The sequence below is a fragment of the Dyadobacter frigoris genome, assembly GCF_005280585.1.
Lineage (GTDB): Bacteria > Bacteroidota > Bacteroidia > Cytophagales > Spirosomataceae > Dyadobacter > Dyadobacter frigoris.
The window spans coordinates 49,662-64,443 of the sequence record NZ_SZVO01000017.1 but is presented as its reverse complement, the minus strand read 5'-3'; the positions used below and the strand labels follow the sequence as shown (position 1 = coordinate 64,443).

Annotated in this window: 10 protein-coding genes; all 10 read right to left on the bottom strand. The window is 41.9% G+C overall.

Going from position 1 to position 14,782, the window contains the following annotated elements:
- Positions 1-90 precede the first annotated feature (90 nt).
- Positions 91-1,161 carry a FecR family protein gene (locus tag FDK13_RS28135; RefSeq protein WP_137343360.1) on the bottom strand — a complete coding sequence of 357 codons (1,071 nt, stop codon included), beginning with the start codon at positions 1,159-1,161 and terminating at the stop codon, positions 91-93.
- Between the two features lie 107 nt (positions 1,162-1,268).
- On the bottom strand, positions 1,269-1,871 hold the full coding sequence (locus FDK13_RS28130) for an RNA polymerase sigma factor (protein WP_137343359.1): 603 nt from the start codon (positions 1,869-1,871) through the stop codon (positions 1,269-1,271).
- 1,119 nt (positions 1,872-2,990) lie between these two features.
- Complete coding sequence (locus FDK13_RS28125; RefSeq protein ID WP_137343358.1) at positions 2,991-4,253, bottom strand: condensation domain-containing protein; 1,263 nt, start codon at positions 4,251-4,253, stop codon at positions 2,991-2,993.
- A 1-nt stretch (position 4,254) separates the two neighbouring features.
- On the bottom strand, positions 4,255-5,532 hold the full coding sequence (locus tag FDK13_RS28120) for a condensation domain-containing protein (RefSeq protein WP_137343357.1): 1,278 nt from the start codon (positions 5,530-5,532) through the stop codon (positions 4,255-4,257).
- Positions 5,529-6,827 carry a condensation domain-containing protein gene (locus FDK13_RS28115; RefSeq protein ID WP_137343356.1) on the bottom strand — a complete coding sequence of 433 codons (1,299 nt, stop codon included), beginning with the start codon at positions 6,825-6,827 and terminating at the stop codon, positions 5,529-5,531. The genes FDK13_RS28120 and FDK13_RS28115 overlap by 4 nt, the downstream gene beginning before the upstream one ends.
- Before the next feature lie 50 nt (positions 6,828-6,877).
- Positions 6,878-8,077 carry a glycosyltransferase gene (locus tag FDK13_RS28110; protein WP_137343355.1) on the bottom strand — a complete coding sequence of 400 codons (1,200 nt, stop codon included), beginning with the start codon at positions 8,075-8,077 and terminating at the stop codon, positions 6,878-6,880.
- A 71-nt stretch (positions 8,078-8,148) separates the two neighbouring features.
- A complete protein-coding gene (locus FDK13_RS28105; RefSeq protein WP_137343354.1) occupies positions 8,149-9,354 on the bottom strand; it encodes a glycosyltransferase in 1,206 nt (401 codons plus the stop codon).
- An 18-nt stretch (positions 9,355-9,372) separates the two neighbouring features.
- Positions 9,373-10,179: an alpha/beta fold hydrolase gene (locus tag FDK13_RS28100; protein WP_137343353.1), complete on the bottom strand. Its 807-nt coding sequence runs from the start codon at positions 10,177-10,179 to the stop codon at positions 9,373-9,375.
- Positions 10,170-10,472, bottom strand: a complete 303-nt coding sequence (locus FDK13_RS28095; RefSeq protein WP_137343352.1) for an acyl carrier protein — start codon at positions 10,470-10,472, stop codon at positions 10,170-10,172. The genes FDK13_RS28100 and FDK13_RS28095 overlap by 10 nt, the downstream gene beginning before the upstream one ends.
- Positions 10,460-14,761, bottom strand: coding sequence for a type I polyketide synthase (locus tag FDK13_RS28090; protein ID WP_137343351.1), 4,302 nt, complete (start codon positions 14,759-14,761; stop codon positions 10,460-10,462). The genes FDK13_RS28095 and FDK13_RS28090 overlap by 13 nt, the downstream gene beginning before the upstream one ends.
- Positions 14,762-14,782: the final 21 nt, after the last annotated feature.

The following is a 14,782-nucleotide window of genomic DNA, read 5'->3' as shown; positions in this document are numbered from 1 at the left end:
TAAACATAACCGGTGATGCTGGACACATCACCGGCTTTTTTATTGTGTAATTTTTATATTCATATTAAATTGGTTTGGTTAAACAAAATTTCAGTTACAGCCTTTGCCTGAAATAATAACACTGTTATCAGAAACATTATAGTTTGCCTGTATCGTCCGGCAAATGATGTCAAGTTTAGTAAAAAACGGTTCGTCCCTGAGTGGTATGGTTATGATACAGTTCCTAAGAGACTCCGGATCGTAAATAATTTTAATTCCATAAGCTTTTTCCAGAGACTCGAATATTTTTGAGACAGGCGATTCAACATAATCAAAACTTAGATTTTCCTCTTGCCCCCTCAAAACAACCGGGTTTTCTACCAATTTCCTTAAAATCTGATTTTGGTCACTTAAAAAAACAGCTTGCTGATTTGGTGTCAGTAAAACATCATTCCTGCTATTGCTATTAAACTCCTGCATTTGGTACACAGCAACTTTTCCTGATCTTACTGCCACTGAAACCTTCACTCCGTTGGTGGATATCTTAAAACATGTACCAATAACTCTTGTTACAAGTCCACCGGTATAAACCAGAAAGGGGTGCTTTTTATCCTTAGCTACATTAAAGAAACCATCCCCTTTTAAATAAACATCTCTGGTTGAATCAGCTAATAAATGCTTTGAATAGCTAATGCGGTTGCCTTTTGCAAGTATTACTTTACTCCCGTCGGGCAGGGCAATTTCATAGTCACTGCTATGATCATTTGAGATTTCGATTAATTCAGATCCAACACGCCGGGTAAGTTTTTCGTAGGTGTAATTATTTGCATCCCTGAGTTTTAACGTGACAACCCAGCCCAATCCAATAGTCAAGAGTAAAATAGCAGCCATTTTAAACCAGACATTAAAATAAAAAGTTGTTTTTACATGGTCCCTTTCATTTACACTTGACATGATCCTTTTTATATCATAAGAGCGTTTATTATCGGATATTTGCGAAGGAAGATCTTTCCACTCTAGAATAAGCGTCCGGGCCTGTTCAAACTCCGACCGGATATTTGGATCAGAATTAACTAAAATCTCCCAGGATGTGCCTTCAAGAGATTCTCCCGAATGAACCCATTTTACAAACTCATCATTTGCAAGAAAAAAATCTATATGATAATTATTATATTTATCCATACCTAAGCACAATTAGAAATTAGCCTACATATATATGGTACAATTTGTGTTATTATCTCACCAAAAAATATGAGTTATTTGATAATTAAATTCAAACACAACAATAACTACCTGATAATGAAAATATTACACAAGAAAAAAACAGACGGTAAAACATTGAAATATATATTCCAAAATTTACGAAAGAGTTTTAAGGAGAGAGATAACAGATTATATACAGAAGGTTCTGAAATATTTAATACTTCTGCGATTTGAGAATTAGTCAGGTTCTCGAAAAACCGTAAATGAAGTATTTCCTGTTGGCGTTTTGTAAGTTTTAGCATCACACAATCAATCCGGCATAACTGCTCGTCAGTGACTTCACTACGGATTATTTTGGTCTCAGCATAGTCTGTTTCCTGAAACTGGGAATCATCATCTTCATCCGAAAACTCTTCCATCAATGGTAACCTTTTTTTAGACCGCCATATCTGATTTCGTAAAGCACTAAACAGATAGAGCTTTAAATTAGCCGTTGGTGTTAAGAATGCGCGCCTATCCCATAGACTTAGGAACAAATCATGTATATCATCACTAAGCTGATCGTGATCTTTTTGAAATTTAAACCCATAATCAAACATAGGACGATAAAAAATACACAAAATCTCTTCAAAGGCATCTTTATTGCCATTTTGAAAAGCTTTCCATAAATCTTTCTCCTGCTCGGTCATCGGGTTACTATACGTTTAAAAATTGTCTCCGCCAATGTCTAAAACAACTCAGAATACCTTGCGCTTAGCTCATAAAATATACATTTTCATAATTTGATCGCCCAAAGCATTTTTGTAGTCCATGGCTGACTTTATAAAGAATTGAAATAAAAAATAGCCGAAGCTGTGTAAATATTGATTCGCTAAAAATTTAACAATACAAAGAAAATATATATTACAACAAAGAACTGGCAGTAAATTATCATATTTAGAAGAAATATTAACATAAAGTATCATTTCATATTTCTCAAGATCCTTTGTAAGGTAAAGGCCTCAAATTGCGTTCAGTTTTTATGACGGGCCGCCTGCCAATGAACAGGCAAACCCGGACCAATGCTGTCGTATACATTAGCGCGGGAATCTTAAATCATAACACACTCAAGTAGTAATATATTTATCTGCATCCTCCAAATGGTGGAATGGAATTATTTAGGAACAAATGGATATGTAGAGCTCTGCGAAGACATCAGGCCAACAACGAACTATTCTATCAAACCCATAAAAAAGGGTCATAAATAATCTTAAGTTTGGTCAAGGGTTGTCCAACAAATCGTGAGTATTTTATATGATAGCCAGTTCTCATAGTATAGTTTCGAGGAAAAAAAGCACCTGCAAATATTAGTGCCCATGATTTTTTTTTGAAAATGTAAACAGATGAATATTCCAACTCCAGCCCAACTCAATATTTTTCGCCAACAGCTATTAAAGTATGTTGCTCTTAATGATACCGAATGGGAAATTTTTAAACAATATCTTGGCTATGCCTCATACAAAAAAAACAACATTTTTTAGAAGCCGGAGCAGTCTGTAATTATTATGGTTTTATCTTAACCGGTTCTGTTCGATATTATTACGTCAAAGATGGTGCAGAACTTACAGGTTATTTCAACTATGAAAATGAATTTATTGGTGCTTACAAAAGTTTTTTAACCGGAAATGTTGCTTTAAACAACATTCAGGCTTTGGAAGATTCTGAGATAATTTTAGTAAGTATCGGTACAGAATTTGGGATTTGCTTTACAACAACTAAGAGAAATTTAAAAATACGCATCAGGGATTCAAAAAGTTACTTACTTAAATTCAGCTAATTTCTTCTGACAAAATAGCCACCGCTCTTTCTCTGATATCTCTTGCCTTATCGACTGGCAAAAACGCTCCGTTGGATGAGAATGAGAAATCAATCTTTCCCCGAAAGGTGCTTACAACCAACGTATTCGGATTTCTCCATGGAAAACCCACGGCCGGGCTATGCAGCGCTTCAACCGAAAATGTCCGATAACTTGACGGGATGTCCAAAACGCCCATGTTCGATAATGTTACGTCATGGCTGCCTCTGGTCGATAGCAAATGACCGATCATTTGTCGGGCCGTTGAATGAAAAAACTCACTCATTACAATAATTTCCGCCATATTGATCTTATCTACCTTCTCAACCAGGTCACTTTTGATACTTCGCGAAATAGTCCAGAAATCATTATCCTTTTCTTTTTTCGGGATCGATAGCTCTACGATTGGCGCAAAAGCAAACATATTATCCTTTTTTATATCGGGAATATACCTGCGAATATCAACCGGACTTATCACTTTATTTTTCGCTCCATTTCCCATCTCAAATGCAAAAGCCTGCAAAAATGCCACGCACAGCACTGCCTGTACCGAGGTATTTTCAGCCTTGCATTTTTTCACCAAAGCGGAAGAAAATCCGGAAGAAAAATTCCAGTTTATGAAGTAAAAACGCTCGTTTTCCAGTTTGGGTTTGCGGTTTGTTATAAAAAACAAACCTTTTGCAAGAGCAGAAAAGAATATTGCTTTAAGCCTCAGACCGCCCTTTTGCGTGTAAGAGCCTGGCAGCAATTCATGAATATCTGTGAAAGACTGATAGGCTGTCAAATTTGTATCCGGCTCGTCCAGACTCTGCAAAAACTCCCTCATGAGTGTAACAAAGGTTGTTCCGTCGCAAATGCAATGTGCACAAACCAAAATAAGATCTGATATATTTTCAGATTTCAGCCAGACAAGCCGGGCAAGCGGATCGTTACCTGCATCGAACTGCTCTACCCATTCGGAAATACTTACCTTTTCCCACTGATCATCATCGTACCTTTCCAAAACCTTGACCGGGATAGCAGGTATGTCAGGGTTCATAACAAACGATGGAAACCCTTTTTTATCATGTTTAATATTTGCCCTTAAAAGCGGATGTTTCAACTGCAATTTCAGCAGCGCATCACTTATTCGTTCTCCCTTGAGCGCTCCTTTAATGGTCACCGTAAATGTGCAGTTGACGGGTGCCAGCCCATCGGCATACATAATTCTCTCACCAACTATTAATCTTCTGTTCATATTAAAATACACTGCTTTCGTGGGTGGCGGTCTGGTTTAAGAGCAACTGCATGGCATTTTCCTTGATCACGAGCGCATCCTTATAGCTTAAAAATTCTTCTTCTGACGTAAAGACAAAATCAATCTGTCCACGAAATGTAGACGTTGAAATTTTCGTTGGATTTCCCATCGGAAATCTTGACGACGGGCTATACACATTTCGAACGCTAAAATTCTCATAGTTCTCACGGATTTTAATCTTTCCCAAATTGGCAAAGGCAAAATCGTGAAGACCCTTTCCTGCTTTCGCGTACCGGATACTTTTCGGCAGCAAAGGGACCAAGTGTTCTGTATACATCAGTATTTTACGGATGTCTGTTTTTTCAATCTCTTTGTAGAGTTTATCCCGCAGAAACCTGGCCTGATCCCAGAAAGAGTATTTATTATTCCTCAGTGAAAGATCAATCATCACCGGAAAAGGGAACAGATGATCGCTACCAATCTCAGGTAAAAAGCGGCGGGCATCCACAGAACAGAACACCCGTCTGTTTGTTGAAAGATGCCGGACATTTTCAAATGCCTTCAAAAAGGCCAAACACAATACGGTATTGATACTAAGGCCCTGCTCTTTGCATTTTTCCAGGATAACACTTGTAATATCACTATCCAGTTTCCAGTTGATTGTATAAAAATTATCTTTTTTCTTTTCCTTCATCCAGCTGACGGCTCCAAGATAAAGACGTGTTGCTCCGGCAACTAAATTAGCTTTGAAAATGTTAACTCTGCTATCTTGAATTTCAACAGGAACAAGGTCTCTGATTGACGAAATGGCCTGATAAGAACCAATATCCATATTCGGATTGTCGGTCAGTTCCAGTATTTCACGCATCAGATGAATCACCGAAGTTGCGTCACAAATGCAATGGTGGCAAACCAGAATCAACTCCGAAGTGCGATCTGATTTTACCCAGACCAATCTTGCCAAAGGTTCTATTTCGCTCTCAAATAATGTATGCCACTCTTTTTCGGCTTCTTTTTGCCAGTCTTTATCGGAGTTCCTCTCAACAATTCGTAGTGGTATAGGTCTTATTTTATCCGGTGACACATACCAGGGAATTTCGTTTTCATCCGGCCACACCACAATTTTTAAAAGCGGGTGTCTGTTTTGCACTTTACGCAGTGCATTTTCCAGATTTCCCCGCGAAAGATATCCTTCAATGGTCACGGTAAAAATCAGATTCACCGGTGTATTCCTCCCTGCAAACATGGAGCCTTCCAAAAAGCTCATTTTTCTTTTCATACGCCAACAGTATCTGCAACAAATGTCTCAGAAAACATCAACTTCATGGCTTCCTGTTTGATTTTCATGGCATTTTCACGCGCCATAAAAGTTTCGTTTGACACAAACGAAAAATCCATTTGTTTGTTAAAAGTGGTGGTAATAATTGTAGTCGGATTCCCAAACGGGCCAATCACCGTTGGACTATAAACCGTTTCAATCGTAAAGGTCCGGTAGCTCGACGGGATGTCGAGCCTGCCCATATTTGAAAACATGAAATCGTTTCCGGCTTTGGCATAAGTTAGAAATTTTATCAGATGCCTGACCGCTTTGTGAGAGCCTTCCATGCCCATGATAAATTCGTACGGGTTCAGTTTTTCCATTTGTTTTGAAATCAGCACCTGCTGTTTTTGGGCATTTACCCAAAAATTAGCCGTCGGTTTTTTATCAAGCTGCATATTCATGGCGAGCCCAAATGCAAAAATGGTATCCTTTTTTACTTCTGGCATGTATCTGCGGATATCCACAGGACAGGTAGCCTTACCATGCGCCGCGGTTTTGTTAACCATTTTAAACGCCTCCAAAAATGCAAGGCACAACGCAGTATTAACCGTTACCTGATGCTGCTTGCAAACAGCAAAAAGCGCCGAGGATTCTTCCTGGCTTAACTTCCAGCTTATTAAATAGTCAGATGCCCGCTGCGGAAGCACTTTATTTTTTACCGAAATAAATTTTGACATAAATGCCAGCGAAGTATTTACCAGGCCAGAAGAAAATCCCGCCTTGATTTTATTCCCTCTGTTATTTAAAATATCAGCGGGAATAAGATCAGCGATTGATGAGAATGTTGATGAAGTGCCAATTTCGTGGTCTGTGTTATCTAAAACTGCAAGCAAGTCTGTCAGCAAAGCCATCCCCGAGCCACCATCGCACATACAATGGTGAAAAGCCAGGATCAGATCCGACACATTATCGGAACGTATCCAGACCACCCGCAGTAGCGGACCGGTTTTGATCTGGAAAGAAGTTGCCCATTCATATCTTGATTCATCGATCCAGTCCTGATCTGACAAGCGCTCTACAATACGCAAAGGAATTTCAGGTGCGGGCGATTGCTGAACAAAATAAGGGTCCCCCTTTTCGTCTTCTTCGATACAGGCAGTCAGCGCTGGGTATTTGGTTTGCAGCTTTTTTAGGGCCAATGGAAAATTTCCGTGTACAATTCTGCCGGTAATTTTCACTGAAAATACACCGTGAAAAGGTTGTGAGCCATTTCCGTATAACACTCTTTCCAAAAACAGTAGCTTTCTTTTCATTTTTCGATGGCTAACAGACTGTTATATTTTTGTTTCAGGTTTTCAGGTTTTTAAACTTTTTCTTCGAGTACTTCCCTTGCAAAATTTTCCAGCAAAGCCACAGCCGTGTCATTTCCACCGGCATCAATAAATGTCTGCTGAATCCTTTTGGAAGCATTTCTATATTTGTCGTTTGTCAGGATTTCCCACATCGCTGTTTTAAGATCTGCTATTCTGAGCCGTTTGTAACGAAGTTTGATCCCGCAACCGGCATTTTCGATTAACGCAGCCGTATGAAAATGATCATAGGCAATGGGTGTTATGAGCATTGGAAGGCCATTCAGGAAGGTATCATTGACGGTATTAAAACCCCCGTGACAGATCACAGCGTCCATTTTAGGAACAATTTCAGACTGAGGCACAAAACCCTGCACGATAAAATTGTCTGGCCAATTTTCGATAATTCCCGGATCTGTTGCTGCTACGATGGTCAGTGGCTCATTTGCAAATGCCTCGATAAGTTTTTGAAAAAAGTCTTTCCGGATATCGACCAGCAAAGTACCAAGCGACACAAAAACCTTTGGACCTTGTGCTTTTTCCAGCCGCTCCCAAGGAAACGGTGTTGTATTCGGTCTGCCTTTTACCGGCCCCACAAACTTCATATGAGGCTGTGAATCCGTAAATCCGGCAAATTCCTTTGAGGTAAAAACAATATTCATCTGGTGCGAATGAATAACAATATCGTCCGTATAGATACCGCAAGATCTTTGCAATCCCAGGATAAGGTTCTGTTGCCACTCGTAAATTTTGGGAGCCGAATTCTTGGTATCACCCATCACATCCGGCGGCACGGGCGTTGTAGTTACACAGGGAATACCTTTCTGATAAGCGCATAAAGCACCGGCAAAAGTGATGCAGTCATTAATAATGACATCCGGCTGAAACTCGTCCACCACCCTTGAAAGTCCTTTCATCAGAATTTTCGCGAGCGGCACGTAGGTTTCTTCCAGCGCCAGTTTCATCACCTCCGGCCCCGAAAGCGAAGGCCCGTCATCCTGCCTTTTCAGTATTTTTGCAATTTGCTCCTGATGTTCTTCCAGCTCCTGATGCGGTACAATAAATTTTCCTCCTTCAGGAATGTGTTTATCTGCAACTTCTGTAATACCCACCCACACCACCTTGTGTCCTTTGACCAATAAACTGGCTCCCACACTCAGCGTTGGACTTAAATGCCCGAAAAATGGCGGCACTACAAACATGAAATTTGCCATGGCTTGCTTTTGTTGTTTTCAAAAAATAATTCCGGCGGACCTTTTGCCCTGTTAATAATCAAGCCTGTATTTTATTTATCCATTGTCGCCGCTTCCTTATACAGGACAAGACTTTCCAGTAATTCAGCAGCCCTGGTTGTTCCGCCTGATTCCTTAAAAGATCTGCCAATTTCTTCCGCCGCTTTTTTATAAGCCGGTTCGGATAAAATCTCCCTCACAGCATCCTTCAAATGATGGGCTCTAAATCTCCGATAGTTTAACCTCACCCCACAGCCGGTTGCCACTACTCTTCCCGCCACGTGCGACTGATCATAGGCAATCGGGATCACTACCAGCGGAAGTCCCTGATAAAGTGTTTCACTGACGGTGTTATGTCCGGCATGGCATATTACCGCGTTCAAATGCGGCAGCAAATCAAGTTGCGGAACGCGGCTTTGTACAATAAAATTGGCTGGCCATTGCTCAAACAGATCAGGATCCGAAACCAGAACAACCTGTAAATTTTCTCCACCAAAGGCTTCAACTACTTTACTGAAAAAGTCTTTCTTATACTCGTGATCGAAAGTTGTTCCTATTGAAATGAGAATCTTCGGCGCATTCGATGTATTGAATTTATTCCAGTCAAAAGCGACCATTTTCTTACGATGACTGATCACAGGCCCCGGAAAATGATAATACCCGGGCAATTCCATATTTCCAAAAAATGCCTGAGAAGTAAACACCATCGTAAGCAGTTCCGAACACGCGACGGATTTTATTTCTTCAATGCCAAGTTCTTTCTGAAGCTCAATGATCTGATTAATTTCCCATTCATGGATTTTGGGCAGATCCTCCATCATTTTGACGGCCGCCGGCGCTGTTACCGACGTGGCATACGGAATACCTTTCAGATACGCCGCAGCCGCACCTGCAAAAAGCTGGTGATCATTGATCACGACATCGGGCGCAAAAAGATCCAATTGGGCAACAATACCATCAAACATATGCCGGTTCAGTGGCACCAATACTTCTTCGTAAAGAAATTTAATGCTCTCGATTCCGTATACAATCTTCTTGGTAATAATGTCAAGATACTGCTCGCTGTTATTCTTTTCCTGATCGTTCTGATCATACCGGATCAGTAGCAGCTGACCGCCTTCGGGCAGCTGAGTTCCAAGATTTTCATCCAGACTAATCCAACCCACCTGATGTCCTCTGTCAAGCAGCTCCGCTCCTACGCTCAGTGTAGGATTAATATGTCCCGTTAAGGGTGGTACTATAAATACAAATTTCCCCATGAACTAAGTTTAAGCTGGTCAATTGACAACCAGCAGATTAGAATCATAAATATCCAGATCAAGGTCTTTGTTAAAAAAGAGCAGCAATTCGCTTCCTATTATTTCGGGCTGCTGAATCGGCACATTATGGTCTCCGGGAACCAGAACCAGGTTTGCATCTGCTATTTTGGAAGCAAGCGTCTCACCCGAAGGAACACAATTGGACTGCTCACCATAAATCAGCAAAGTCTCATGTGTTATCTGGCTTAATGGTTTCTGCTGAAAGAAATCCTTTTCAGATTCCATATCCGAACGAATCGTCGTTTCATTGAACAAAAATTCATACATCCGGTGATTCCTTTCCAATTGCCGTTTACCCATTTGCATTTTTGTGGTGTCTGCAAAATTGTTGACATAGTGGATCAAAAACTCCCTGCTGTATGTATCGATGATCGCCAGCGTCTCCTGCTCATTAGGGTCCGGTCCCTCGATCACAGCCAGTTTATTGATTTTTTCCGGATAACGGATCACCATCTTCAAAGCAACAAGCCCTCCGTAACTATAACCAACCAGATGGGTTTTGTCAACATTCAGCTCCTCCATTAACGCATATAAATCATCGGTCATCGACGCCAAATCGTATCCATCTTTCACTTTCTCACTCATGCCATGTCCCCGCATATCATACAGTATCACCCTGAAATTCCCGGCAAGCATCGGCGCTATATTGAAATAATAAACAGCCAGATTGCTGAACATACCGTGAATCAGAATGATGGTCTCCTCTCCTTGCGGATTGAGCTCCTGAATATGAAGTTTGATACGCTGAACGTCGATTACTGGCATTGGCGGATATAATTTATGATATCGCTCAATTTCAAACTGATGATCTCATCAAGATCCATATTGGAAAGCCAGCCTGTAAAATTGATATTTTGCCCGAAATGGATTTTTACTTTTTCAGAGAAAGCGACAATTTCGATACTGTCCATTTCCAGATCTTTTGTGAAAGAACTATCTTGGGTAATATCCATTTCATCGACAAATTCTTCTCCAATAACCTCAGTTATAAATTGATTAAGGACATCAAATATCTCTTCGTTGCTTAATTTTTTTGGTTCCTCCGTTAATTGGTCCATCCGATTATAAAGTTTTTATGTTTAATAGTGCTAATCCAGGTATCTTTAATTTTAAGCTCTTCTCCCTTGATTTCTTCGATCACATAAGCCTTGGGGTTGCCCATTAATCCTTTCCCAAGCATTTTACCAAAAGCTTCCTTGGCTACCCAGCACCGTGTCACCCACTCGTCATTTTCCTCCGATCCGATCAATGATAATTCAGAAGGAGTAAATACGATTTCATTGAACCCGGCACTTCTTGCCTGGATTTCCTCGATATCAATTCCCACAGCTTTATCGAAACGCGCAATCGCAACCGCTTCCAGATTTTTATGGGCCAGTGATATATTAATTCCTTCAACCATCTCTCCTTCTAAAAATGGCTTTCCCGCCTCGTCTGATTTTACCTCAAATTCTATCGGGAAATAAGGGTCGTTTTTGGTTTTCAGAAGCAGCATCCGCACTGCATCTTTTACCGCCACCCGGCTGATCATCCATTCCTTTTTCTTATTAGGCAGCAGCGAGCGCTGATGTTTTTTCTCTGTCTGGTTGAAATATCTTTTCAGGATAAAATCCCACGAAACAACACGTTGATAAACATTTCTGAACAGGAAAATCCCCGGCGCAACTTCCTCGGAGAGAATGTTGTATAAAGGTGCCATGGACACATCCCACAACTTGTTATCGATTTCAAGGCGGCGGTTTTGCCATCCCCGGATAATCGCCCAGACTTTGTTGTCTCTTTTCAGGATAAAATTGGCAGTCGCAAATTCCTCGGTCAGTTCGGTAAGGGCGCAGGTACATTCAAATGTTCCCTGCTGATCTGCCATATCACCATAAAATTCAACTTCCTGAATTTTAACAGGAAACGCGATCCTGTCTTTTTCCAATGTCAGTTGAAGCCACAGCCCGAAAAGCTGCCCGGCATTATCGAGCAAAGAACCTTTTCCGGCATTACTTTCGATGATTCCGGTAATACCATTTTCAGCAACTGACACGACTTCTTTGATCCCTTGGTAAGCGGGTCCGTGAAACATGTTTTCTTCATAAATCTGTTTAGGCGTAATTTCAATACCTAATGATTTACCAATATTTAGAGCATTCACCTCCGGTACTCCGTAAGATTGTGCAAGCTGTACTTCGGAATTGGCGTATTTATCCAGATCCAGGTAAACAAGGTTTGCTCCCTTCCAAGTGCCTTCCACCTTCTCCATGAACGGTGAGACAACATTCATCCATTGAAAAACCTTGATATTCATGATCTTTTGAACAAGCATCTCAGGGGCATTTTCATTGGCTATTTCCCCTAACAATTCAAAGATCATGGTCATTGGAATCACCGGATCCATATCCTCAACACAATGCCAGCCAGGCTTTTGTTTCAAAAGCGAGTGATCAATCAGATACGGCGCATTTTCAAGGGAAATATTTAGCCGCTTGCTGAAATTTTCCCGTTTTACTGGTTTTAGGGGAGTGTAAGCCGGCTGTGAATTGATTAGTGCCTGTGGCATTTTCCGGTTGATTAAGTTGACAATTTCCGCCTGAATATCTGCGATTTCATTGAGATTATTCGAAAATGCCCGCATAACCGGATTGGCTACATCAGCCAAAGCAAGCTCTTTTTTAATAACAGGATTTTGGTGTGAAACCCGTAGTGCTTTCACTGAATCCATTTGTGAAACAAATGGTGAGCCAAGCTGTAAAGACATCAATGCGCCGCCATGTTTTTTAGCTTTTTCAATGCCTAAAAACGACAGATCAGTCTCTTTCCCTTCTACGAAAAGTGCAGCCACAACTCTTTGCAGCTGTGAAAGTCCCGACCGTAAATTTGAATTGGAAGGAATTGCACTGTATGTTTTCCCTTTAAGGGTGTCGTCGATAAAACCAACCAGACCTCCCGATCCTACCTGAATAAATACGCGCGTGCCTTGTTCATACAATTTTTCAGTCAACTCTCTGAACCGCACAGGTTTGATCAAATGCTCAATGCTCAACTCCTTGATTTCATCAAAGTTTTCAGGATAAGTCTGTAAAGTTGTAGCTGACCACAACGGAATTTCTGTTTTTTGAAAATCCATATTTTCCATTCCAGCCAGCAGCTGATCCAGTTTTGGTTTCAGAAACGGTGAATGAAATCCGGATTGGAACGGAAGTATCTGATGAAAGATCTGTTTTTGAAGCAGGATGGCAGCTAAATCGGCCACGGCTTCAATGGTGCCGCAAAGAATAACCTGCTGCGGACAGTTGTCTATGGACAAATAGATGTCTTCTTTACCTTCAAGTAAAGGAATTAACTTATCATAACCCGAACTTACGGCGAGAAAACGCGTATTTTTTACCTCAAATAACTGAGGGTCGAGTTTCGTCAGAAGATGTAATACAGACTCCTCCGACGCTAAGCCCGATGATCTACCAGCCAGCCATTCACCCAAACTATGCCCGGCATTAAGATCGGGTATTACACCCAGTTTTTTCAACGCCGAATCCAGGATGCGGCTATTTTCCAGCAGTTTCATGGCTGTACTGAAAACACCTTCGTCTCCCGGATCTCCGTCAGATTCAAATCTTGCCAGCTTAAAATATTTCGCTACACTTTCTGTCTCCCCACCGGCCAATCCATCCAGGCCCGGAAACAGAAATGCTACCTTTCCACCGTTTAAGATTAAGGGATCATTCGTATACCAGATATCCTGTCTGTTTCGCCACGGCGCATTTTTTTTGACAATTTTCGCCGCCTTTTGCAGTCTGTCAGGTGTCGGATCAAAAACTGCAAGTCTGAACGGACCGGCACCTGTCTCCCTGTCATTATTTCCCAGCGCTTCCAACAGCGCTTCCTTGCTTGCCCGCGCTAAAAGCAGCACCTGATCTTTTTGAAATTCGGGTAGATCAATTCCGGTATGATGACCATTCACCTGCAAAGTATCCGTCTGAAATGCTTCGATGACCACGTGTGCATTAATCCCTCCAAAACCAAAGGCATTAACACCGGCGCGCTTGGGCAGCTCGGACAAATTCCAGTCGCGGGTTTGGCTTATTGGCTCAAAACGTGTCTGATCCATCGCTGCAAGCGGCGTTTCACAATGTAATGTCACCGGCAATTTGCCATGGTAAAGGGCTAATGCCGTTTTGATAATTCCTGCTATTCCAGCCGCCGGCATCGCATGTCCGATCATGGATTTCACCGTACCGATTCCGGCCTTAAGAAGCGACTCTCCCTTTCCAAAAACATTGGCAAGTGTTTCAAGTTCTATCCTGTCTCCAAGAGGCGTCCCGGTCCCATGCGCCTCCAGGTAGCCAATTTCACTGGTGTTAATACCCGCCATTTCCCATGCCTGGCGAATGGCTTTGGATTGCCCCTGCACCGTTGGGCTCATCACACTCGCACCGGCGCCGTCGCTGGACACGCCTACCCCTTTGATCACCGCATATATCCGATGGCCGTCACGAATGGCGTCTTCAAGTCTTTTTAACACAACAAACCCACAACCTTCCCCAATAAGGAGTCCATCTGCCCGCTGGTCAAAGGGACGGATCTGTTCGTTTTTCGATAAAGCACCCAACTGGTTGAAAATACTCCAGAATGGTGCGTTCTGGCAGGCGTGTACACCTCCGGCAATCATAATATCGGCGCGGCGCGAATCCAACTCTCTGACGGCATGATCGATCGCGATCAGAGAACTGGCACAGGCTGCATCCAAGGTGTAAGCCGTTCCGCCAAGATTAAGGCGGTTGGCTATCAGAGAAGCAACCAGATTAGGGATCAGACCCATGGCAGTGTCTGCTGTAAATCGTCCCTTTTTCTGCTGAAATTCTCTTTTTACCTTTTCAAGATCTTCGCTTTTCAAATCAGGAAGCAAATCTTTCAAAACCTGCACAATCTGCTCGCCCGTCCTGACAATTTCAATCGCTCTGGTAGCACCGGGTCCGGTATAATTACCTTTTCCGATGATGATACCTGTTTTGTCAAAACCCTCTTTGGAGGTCAGCAAACCAGCATCTTCCAGGGCTTTGTAAGCCTGGCTTAACGCCAGCAGCTGCTCTGGTTCTGTACCTTCAACAGCCAACGGCAAAATGCCAAACTGTACCGGATCAAACTGCGCATACTGATCGATAAATCCACCCCGGCGACAGTAAAAACGATCAACAGACGGATGATCTGTCCCGAAGAAAACAGCATCCATACGGTTTTCAGGAACAGTTTGAATCGCATCGACTCCGTTCTCTATATTTTTCCAAAAAGTATGCAGATCACCTGCTCCCGGGAAAATCCCGGACATACCAATGATCGCTATATCTGTATTTTTCTTCATATTTTGAAAACTTCTTTTGAT

Excerpts from the sequence above, each read along its gene's own strand:
- FDK13_RS28105 (WP_137343354.1), bottom strand. The coding sequence starts at position 9,354 with ATGGGGAAATTTGTATTTATAGTACCACCCTTAACGGGACATATTAAT.
- FDK13_RS28095 (WP_137343352.1), bottom strand. The coding sequence starts at position 10,472 with ATGGACCAATTAACGGAGGAACCAAAAAAATTAAGCAACGAAGAGATA.
- FDK13_RS28120 (WP_137343357.1), bottom strand. The coding sequence starts at position 5,532 with ATGAAAAGAAAAATGAGCTTTTTGGAAGGCTCCATGTTTGCAGGGAGG.
- FDK13_RS28090 (WP_137343351.1), bottom strand. The coding sequence starts at position 14,761 with ATGAAGAAAAATACAGATATAGCGATCATTGGTATGTCCGGGATTTTC.
- FDK13_RS28125 (WP_137343358.1), bottom strand. The coding sequence starts at position 4,253 with ATGAACAGAAGATTAATAGTTGGTGAGAGAATTATGTATGCCGATGGG.
- FDK13_RS28115 (WP_137343356.1), bottom strand. The coding sequence starts at position 6,827 with ATGAAAAGAAAGCTACTGTTTTTGGAAAGAGTGTTATACGGAAATGGC.
- FDK13_RS28130 (WP_137343359.1), bottom strand. The coding sequence starts at position 1,871 with ATGACCGAGCAGGAGAAAGATTTATGGAAAGCTTTTCAAAATGGCAAT.
- FDK13_RS28100 (WP_137343353.1), bottom strand. The coding sequence starts at position 10,179 with ATGCCAGTAATCGACGTTCAGCGTATCAAACTTCATATTCAGGAGCTC.
- FDK13_RS28135 (WP_137343360.1), bottom strand. The coding sequence starts at position 1,161 with ATGGATAAATATAATAATTATCATATAGATTTTTTTCTTGCAAATGAT.
- FDK13_RS28110 (WP_137343355.1), bottom strand. The coding sequence starts at position 8,077 with ATGGCAAATTTCATGTTTGTAGTGCCGCCATTTTTCGGGCATTTAAGT.